Annotated in this window: 5 protein-coding genes; 3 read left to right on the top strand and 2 right to left on the bottom strand. The window is 40.1% G+C overall.

Features of this window, described 5'->3' with window-relative positions; translation table 11 throughout:
• The coding region (locus tag ABFC98_08395) for a hypothetical protein (protein MEN6446040.1) at positions 1 to 1,210 on the bottom strand (1,210 nt) is incomplete at its 3' end.
• Positions 1,211 to 1,414: 204 nt separating this feature from the next.
• On the opposite strand from ABFC98_08395, the gene nuoE reads away from it, so the two are divergent.
• The 3 genes from nuoE to ABFC98_08380 are packed head-to-tail and all read left to right on the top strand — an operon-like array spanning position 1,415 to position 6,976.
• Complete coding sequence (gene nuoE, locus ABFC98_08390) at positions 1,415 to 1,894, top strand: NADH-quinone oxidoreductase subunit NuoE (GenBank protein MEN6446039.1); 480 nt, start codon at positions 1,415 to 1,417, stop codon at positions 1,892 to 1,894.
• Positions 1,887 to 3,659: an NADH-quinone oxidoreductase subunit NuoF gene (locus ABFC98_08385; GenBank protein ID MEN6446038.1), complete on the top strand. Its 1,773-nt coding sequence runs from the start codon at positions 1,887 to 1,889 to the stop codon at positions 3,657 to 3,659. Before nuoE ends, ABFC98_08385 begins: the two co-directional genes overlap by 8 nt.
• Positions 3,660 to 3,670: 11 nt before the next feature.
• On the top strand, positions 3,671 to 6,976 hold the full coding sequence (locus ABFC98_08380; GenBank protein MEN6446037.1) for an FAD-dependent oxidoreductase: 3,306 nt from the start codon (positions 3,671 to 3,673) through the stop codon (positions 6,974 to 6,976).
• A gap of 232 nt (positions 6,977 to 7,208) precedes the next feature.
• On the opposite strand, the gene ABFC98_08375 is transcribed toward ABFC98_08380, so the two are convergent.
• Positions 7,209 to 7,451: a hypothetical protein gene (locus ABFC98_08375; GenBank protein MEN6446036.1), complete on the bottom strand. Its 243-nt coding sequence runs from the start codon at positions 7,449 to 7,451 to the stop codon at positions 7,209 to 7,211.
• Between the last annotated feature and the right edge of the window lie 204 nt (positions 7,452 to 7,655).

Below are 7,655 nucleotides of genomic sequence, written 5' to 3'. Positions count from 1 at the left end.
AAACCTGATAGAGAAATTCACGCAATTCCTGACGGCTGGCGAAGTCCTCTACTTTCAAGGGTCTGATTTTTTTGGCAATTTGAACTTCACCGTGAGCAATGAGCCAGTTGGAAAAGTGGTTGAATCTGCTATGGAAAATTAATGATTCTTCTGGTATTTGCAGAATTTTTTCTTCAAATTCTACAATATTTGCCGCTTCATCAATGATATTACCATCTTTATCACGAAAGACGAAACTGCCAAAACCCAGATTAAATACCATATATTTTCGTAAATCCGAAAACAGGTGTTTAGAATTTTTATTGAGAAAATATACTCCCATTTCCTTAGCAATATCCTCATTTTCTGTTTCTGAGGATTGCAGGATAATTGGTAAATCGTTGTTCGTTTCCTTAATTTTTCTGATCAGTTTGATTCCTGCCTGAGGATCAATTTCATTCCCTACTTTATAACGCACATCCGAAATTACACAAAGCAGATATTCCTGATATTTATCATAAATCTCAAGTGCTTCGTCAAAACTGTGAGCTAAGAGAACCTTCGGTCTTATTCTCATTCTCAATTGCTTATTAATATCACTAACTTCTTCTTCAATAAGTTTTTGGGTTTGATGCATAATAACAGAATATAAGGAAGGTAAGAAAAGGGAATAGTAATGCGCGGAATCCTCCACCAAGAGAATTACTCTCACTAAGCCAAGAGCTGTATCATATTCCACATTCATTTTGTCTTCCACATTTTTTACCATTGCTAAAAATAGCTTAGTGTCCCCATTCCAGAGAAATACATCATCAATATATTGTTTACCGCTGGTATTATTCTCCCAGATAACATAGTCGGAAGCTACATTCAGTAAGAGGAGAACAGGAAGATTAGGATATAATATTTTTGCTTCTTTGGCCAGCTGGAAGGGACCCACTTCTCCAATCCTCATCATCGTGATCACTAAATCAAAGGGTTGCTCTTTTAACTTTTCTATAGCATCCAGGCCAGTAGGAACTGAAGTTATATGAGGAGCAGTGGTAAGGTTTAATTGTTCATATTCTCCAAAAATTTGTTCAGAAAGCCGCCCATCTTGTTCAAATATAAAAGCATCATAGAAAGTGGAAACCAGTAAAATATTTTCTACCCTTTTTTGCATTAGCTGATGAAAGATGTCCTCACCGAATTTGAATTTGTTATAAAAGTAGTCCAATTCTTCTAATTTCATTACATAAAACTCCTTATGCAATTTAGGCATTTTTTCATAATACAAATAATATGTCAATTTATTTTTAAACTAATTGGAAAATGACACAAAGCAATAACTATTTTTTATTTGACATTTCTGGCAGGAAGCAAATTATTTGTCAAATTAGACGCTTAGTCAGGTTGTTTATACCTCTTATTTTAGTTGCCTGATAAAGGATTGGGAATGAATTATGACAATGAAAAGCTGGATAAAATTCTGGCGCAATATCAGGGTAAAAAAGGGTCTCTGATACCACTTTTGCAAGAAACACAAAACGAACTGGGCTATTTATCCCGGGAAACGATGCAGTATATTGCAAACCAATTACAGATTCCTGCCGCCGAAATATTTGGCGTTGCCACATTTTATTCTATGTTTCGTTTGCAGCCACAGGGCAAACATTTAATCCGCGTCTGTAAAGGAACGGCGTGTCATGTTTCCGATGCGGATGGAATTAAAAAAGCAGTGGTGGATGCCTTGCAGCTTGCGGAAGATGAAAACACAACTTCCGACAGACAATTTACAGTTATGGAGGTTGCCTGCTTGGGATGTTGTTCGTTGTCACCCGTAATTATGATTGATGATAGAACTTACGGCAAACTGGTTCCGGAAGCGATTCCTGCCATTTTATATCAATACAAAAGCGAGGCAACTAATGAATAATATAAGCGTAAAAGTGGGGTTGGCAAGCTGTGGTGTCGCCGCTGGGGCAAAAGAAGTGTATAATGCACTAAAACAATATCTTAAAGAAAATAGTAACTTGCCCGTAACTTTAAAAAAGACCGCTTGCATTGGAATGTGTTTTGAAGAACCAATCGTGCAATTTGAAGGTTCTGAACTGGGTTCCATTCATATTGGAAAAGCCAATCCTGCTACAATAACTAAAATTTTGGAGGATTATCTTGCTGGCATAGTTCCCGCGGAAAATGTCATTTTAGCGGAAAAATATGCTGGTAAACATAATGCTCTTCTGGCAAATCAAAAGCGAATAGTGTTACGGAATTGCGGGATAATAGACCCGGAAAATATAGAGGATTATGAAGCCCGAGATGGTTATAAAGCATTGCCAAAAGCATTAAGTATGGATAGAGAAGCCATCATTGAAGAAATAAAAAAATCGGGTTTGAGAGGACGCGGTGGAGCGGGTTTTCCTACAGGACTAAAATGGCAACTTTGCGCTAAGGAAGAATCCGCTAAAAAATATGTGATTTGCAATGCCGATGAAGGTGATCCGGGTGCGTTTATGGATCGCAGCACTTTGGAAGGTGATCCTCATTCTGTGATTGAAGGTATGATTATTGGCGCTTATGCCATTGGCGCTAATGAGGGCTATATATACTGTAGAGCAGAATATCCTATGGCTTTGGAACATTTAAAAATTGCCATTTCCGCAGCCGAACAAAAGGGCTATCTGGGAAAAAATATCCTGGGCAGTGCTTTCAGTTTTGATTTGCATATCAAAGAGGGTGCCGGCGCTTTTGTTTGTGGAGAAGAAACTGCTTTAATGCAATCCATTGAAGGTAAAAGAGGTATGCCTACTTTGCGTCCACCTTATCCGGCTGCTAAAGGTCTTTGGGGAAAGCCAACCAATAATAATAATGTGGAAACCTGGGCAAATATCCCCTGGATAATTATCAACGGAGCCGAGGAATTTCACAAATTTGGAACGGAAAAATCCCCAGGAACCAAGGTTTTTGCCTTGGCGGGCAAAATTGCCGGTAGCGGATTAATTGAAGTTCCAATGGGAATTGCCCTTAAAGATATTATCTATAAAGTCGGCGGCGGAATGAAGACATCCAAACCCTTCAAGGCAGTGCAAATGGGAGGTCCTTCCGGAGGATGCATTCCGGCCGAAAAACTTGATACCATAGTAGATTATGATTCTATTACGGCTACAGGTGCAATTATGGGTTCCGGAGGAATGGTGGTAATGGATAGTGGAACTTGTATGGTTGATGTAGCCAAGTTTTTTCTTAATTTCACCCAAAATGAATCCTGTGGGAAATGTACTTTTTGCCGCATTGGAACTAAACGAATGTTGGAAATTTTAACGCGCATCACGGAAGGCAAAGGTGAATTGCAAGACCTAAACAACCTGGAAGAACTGGCAGAAAATATAATCAAGGGCTCACTTTGCGGTTTGGGACAAACGGCTCCCAATCCGGTTTTAACTACTTTGCGCTATTTTAAGGATGAATATTTGGCTCATATTGTAGATAAACGCTGTCCCGCAGGGGTTTGTTCTGCTTTGATAACCTATAAAATCAATCCTGAAAAATGTATCGGTTGCACTCTTTGTGCCCGAAAATGTCCCGTTTCCTGCATTTCCGGAAAAGTGAAACAAGTGCATACCATAGACCAAACTAAATGTATAAAATGCGGTTCTTGTTTTGATGCCTGTAAATTTAATGCAGTAGAAAAAGAATAGGAGCGTTGGAAATGATAGAAGTAATTTTAAACGGAAAAACAGTGAAAACGGAAGCCGGAATCACCATTCTGGAACTCTGCCGACGGCAAAATATTGATATTCCCACTTTATGTAATGACGAAGAACTAAATCCTTACGGTTCCTGTTGGGTATGTTTGGTAGCGGTGAAAGGCAGAAAGGGCTTTGTAACTTCCTGCGGAACTAATATTTCGGAAGGGATGGAAATAATAACCGAGAGCGAAGAAATAATCCGGGCACGCAAAATGGCTTTGGAATTGCTGATTTCCAATCATTATGCAGATTGCGTTGCTCCTTGCACAATTGCCTGTCCCGATCAAGTTGATATTCAGACCTATATTTCTTTAATTGCCAATGGCAAATTTCACGAAGCGGTGAAAGTGATTAAAGAAAGATTGCCGTTACCACTTTCCATCGGAAGGATTTGTCCCGCTTTTTGTGAAAAAGAATGCCGCAGACAAATTGTGGAAGAAAGTGTCGCCATTCGTCAGTTAAAAAGATATGCCGCCGATGTGGACAATGAAGATGTGTGGAATTATGTTCCCGAAAAGCTGCCCGCAAAAAATAAAAAAGTTGCCATTATCGGAGCCGGACCCAGCGGACTTACCTGTGGCTATTATCTTTCCAATTGGGGCTATGAAGTTATCATTTATGAAGCAGCTCCTCAGGCAGGAGGTTGGCTGCGTTATGGAATTCCGGAATTTCGTTTGCCGAAAGATGTTTTGGATGCTGAAATTGAATTGATGTGCACCAATGGAATGCAGATTGAATATAATGAACAATTGGGTAAAGATATTTATTTGCAAGACATAGCAGATAGTTATGATGCCGTATATCTTGCCATCGGAGCTCAAAAAGCTGTTCCAATGCCTGTGAAAGGTAGCGATTTGGAAGGTTGCTTTTTAGGGGTTGATTTTTTGAAAGCACACGCCTTGGGCAATTCACCCGATTTAGGACTAAAAGTAGCCATCGTGGGAGGAGGAAATACCGCGGTTGATTGTGCTCGAACCGCTATTAGAAAGGGTTGTGAAGTTGCTGTCATTTATCGAAGAACAAAAGCTGAAATGCCTGCCGAGCCAAGTGAAATTGTTGCCTGCGAAAAGGAAGGCGTGAAATTTTTCTACCTTGCCAATCCAGTTGAATATATTGGCAAAGGCGGACATCTAACCAGCGTAAAAATAGAAAAAATGCGTTTAGGCGAACCTGATAAAAGTGGAAGAAAAAGACCCGAACCCACCGGTGAATTTTTTGAACTGCCTTTTGATAGTATCATTGCTGCCATTTCCCAAGTTCCTGAGGTGGATATCTTTACGGAAGAGAAGAATTATGTTGCGGATAAAATATTGCCCGTTTCGCGTTGGCAAACGGCTATCGTAGATGAAACAACTATGTTTACCGGCTTAGGAAATGTGTTTGCCGGAGGCGATTTTAGAAGAGGCGCCGCCACCGCGATTGAGGCAATTGCGGATGGAAGAATTGCCGCAAAGGCAATAGATAACTTTTTGGCAACGGGAGAGATAGCTGCAGAAAATGTTCAGTTTGACAGTAAAAAAGCTAAAAGCGTGAAAGATATCAGTCCGGCAGAGTATTCTATTTTTACACCCAAAAAGCGGAAAGAAATGCCAGAATTGCCTTTGGAAGAAGCAAAAAATAGTTTTAAAGAAGTGGAACTGGGCTTTGGGGAAGAAGATGCCATCAAGGAAGCAAAACGCTGTTTGGAATGTGGTTGTTTTGTCAATGAGACCTGTTCGCTGCGCAAATATTGTAGTGACTATTTAGTAGATCCAGCCCACTTTTTGGGGGGCATTAATAAGCATCCGATTGATTACAGCCATCCTTTTATTGTGCGCGATGCCAATAAATGTATAAATTGTGGACGCTGCATTAGAACCTGTGCCGAAATTCAAGGTCCAGCCGTTTTGGGCTATATTTATAGAGGTTTTGCCACTTTGGTGGCTCCCGAATTTGGTGATTCTTTAACCAAAACCAGCTGCCTTTCCTGTGGAAAATGTGTAGATGTTTGTCCGGTGGGTGCTTTAACGGAAAGAAATAGGCACTTTAAATTCAATCCTCATCCCAAAGATATCTCATTGCAAAATTGTGCTTTATGTGGAGTTGGTTGTGAAATTCAAACCGAAACCCAAGCAGGAACCATTACCAAAATTACTACGCCGCAAAAAGAGCCCGGTTTTAATGGTAAGAATTTATGTTTTAAAGGTCGTTTCGGCTGGCAAGGTCTTTATGACAAAGATAGATTGAATGTTCCTCTGCTAAAGCAAAATGGTCATTTTAAAAAAATTAGCTGGCAAGAAGCATCCTCTCTTATAGCTGAAAAAATGGCATTGGGCAATTCCCAACGCTTTGAAATAAGCCCTTATATTTCTCTGGAAGAAATGCTAATGCTGCAAAGGGTTGCCGATAAATATGAAACGAAGCTTTGTGCCAATCCTGCCTTTGCCCATTTTAGCGATGCTTTCCTATCCTTAAAACCAGAAAGTGAACCCTATAAAATGCTGGAAAATTATGATGAATATGTTGTTTATGGAGAATTAAATCAGGTTCTGGCAACTTTAATCCGCTTACAGCAAAGGAAAGGAAAGAAATTAGTTCTGGTAAATTATCCGGAAAGCCCTTACCGTCGTTTTGCCGATGCTAACTATGCTAATTTGCAAGAAGTTCAGGCAACCCAGAAGACGCTCTTTGTCTATAATCAAAATCGGATTACTGAACAGGAAGCATATAATTTATGGTGTTTTGCCTCTAAAATAGGAACTGAGAATATACTGGTTTCTACGGATTATCGTAATCATCTGGGGTTTTTGGCTATGAAACCGGATTTTTCTGAAAAAGTTGCTGATTTCGTTTTAGGTTGGGGTATATATCCTGCTTTGGCTGATCAGGCAAAATTCAGCATTGCCATAATGAATTTCCAGGATGAAACTGCACCCGTGGATTTATTAATTCCGTCTCCCAGTTTTTTGGAAATGGAAGGAACTTCATTAAGTGATTTAGCGCAGGTAACAAAAAGTGTCAATCCTGCTAAATCCATACTTATCAATGAATTGATGCGTTTATTTTACAAACTGAAATGGATTCATCCCAATAGCGCAGAAACTCCTTTCTGGAATTATGAAGCGGAAAAGTTGTTGATTAGTTTGCAAAATTACGCTCCTATGAAGTTTGAGCCATCCTTTATTAAGCCAGAGAATTTGCAGAAAGGGATTAATGCTATCCCGGCGCAGGCAGAAAAATATATTGCTGACCTTTTTGAATTGCGTCAACAGCCCGCAAGCTTTTAATATGTATTTTTCACGCAGATTGCGCAGATAACGCAGATTTGATTTTAGCAACAAAGCTTTTAGGATATTAGGATTTGACTTTAGTAACAAAGCTTTTAGGACTGGATTTTAGTAACAAAGCTTATAGGATTTTAGGTTTAAGAGGATGTAAAACAAGAGTCCGACAGCACTTTGATATCTTATGCCTATACGCAAACCTTTTTAGGCACATATAATTAATAACGACAATAGCTTATTTTGGGTAGCCGGAGGACGCCTTCTCGACTTCAAGACCTCTCGACTCCTCGACTCCTCGACCCCTCGACTCCTCGACTTCAAGACCTTTCGACTCCTCGACCTCTCGACCCCTCGACTTCAAGACCTCTCGACTTCTCGACCTCTCGACTTCAAGACCTCTCGACTCCTCGACTTCAAGACCTCTCGACTTCAAGACCTCTCGACCCCTCGACTTCAAGACCTCTCGACTTCTTTTCACTTTTTTGCGGCGCTTCTGCGAGCTCCGGCTACGGAAGATTTGCAACCAAAATTATCACTGGGTTTCACTTTTCCACTTTTCCACCTTTCCACTTTTCCCCTTTTTCACTTTTTTGCGGAGATTGAGCGAGCTCCGGCTACGAAAGATTTGCACCCAAAATTATCACTGGGTTTCACTTTTCCACCTTTCCACTTTTCCACTTTT

It is taken from the genome of Candidatus Cloacimonas sp., assembly GCA_039680785.1.
In the GTDB taxonomy this organism is placed as follows: Bacteria; Cloacimonadota; Cloacimonadia; order Cloacimonadales; family Cloacimonadaceae; genus Cloacimonas.
This window is presented reverse-complemented; position numbering and strand designations above follow the sequence as displayed.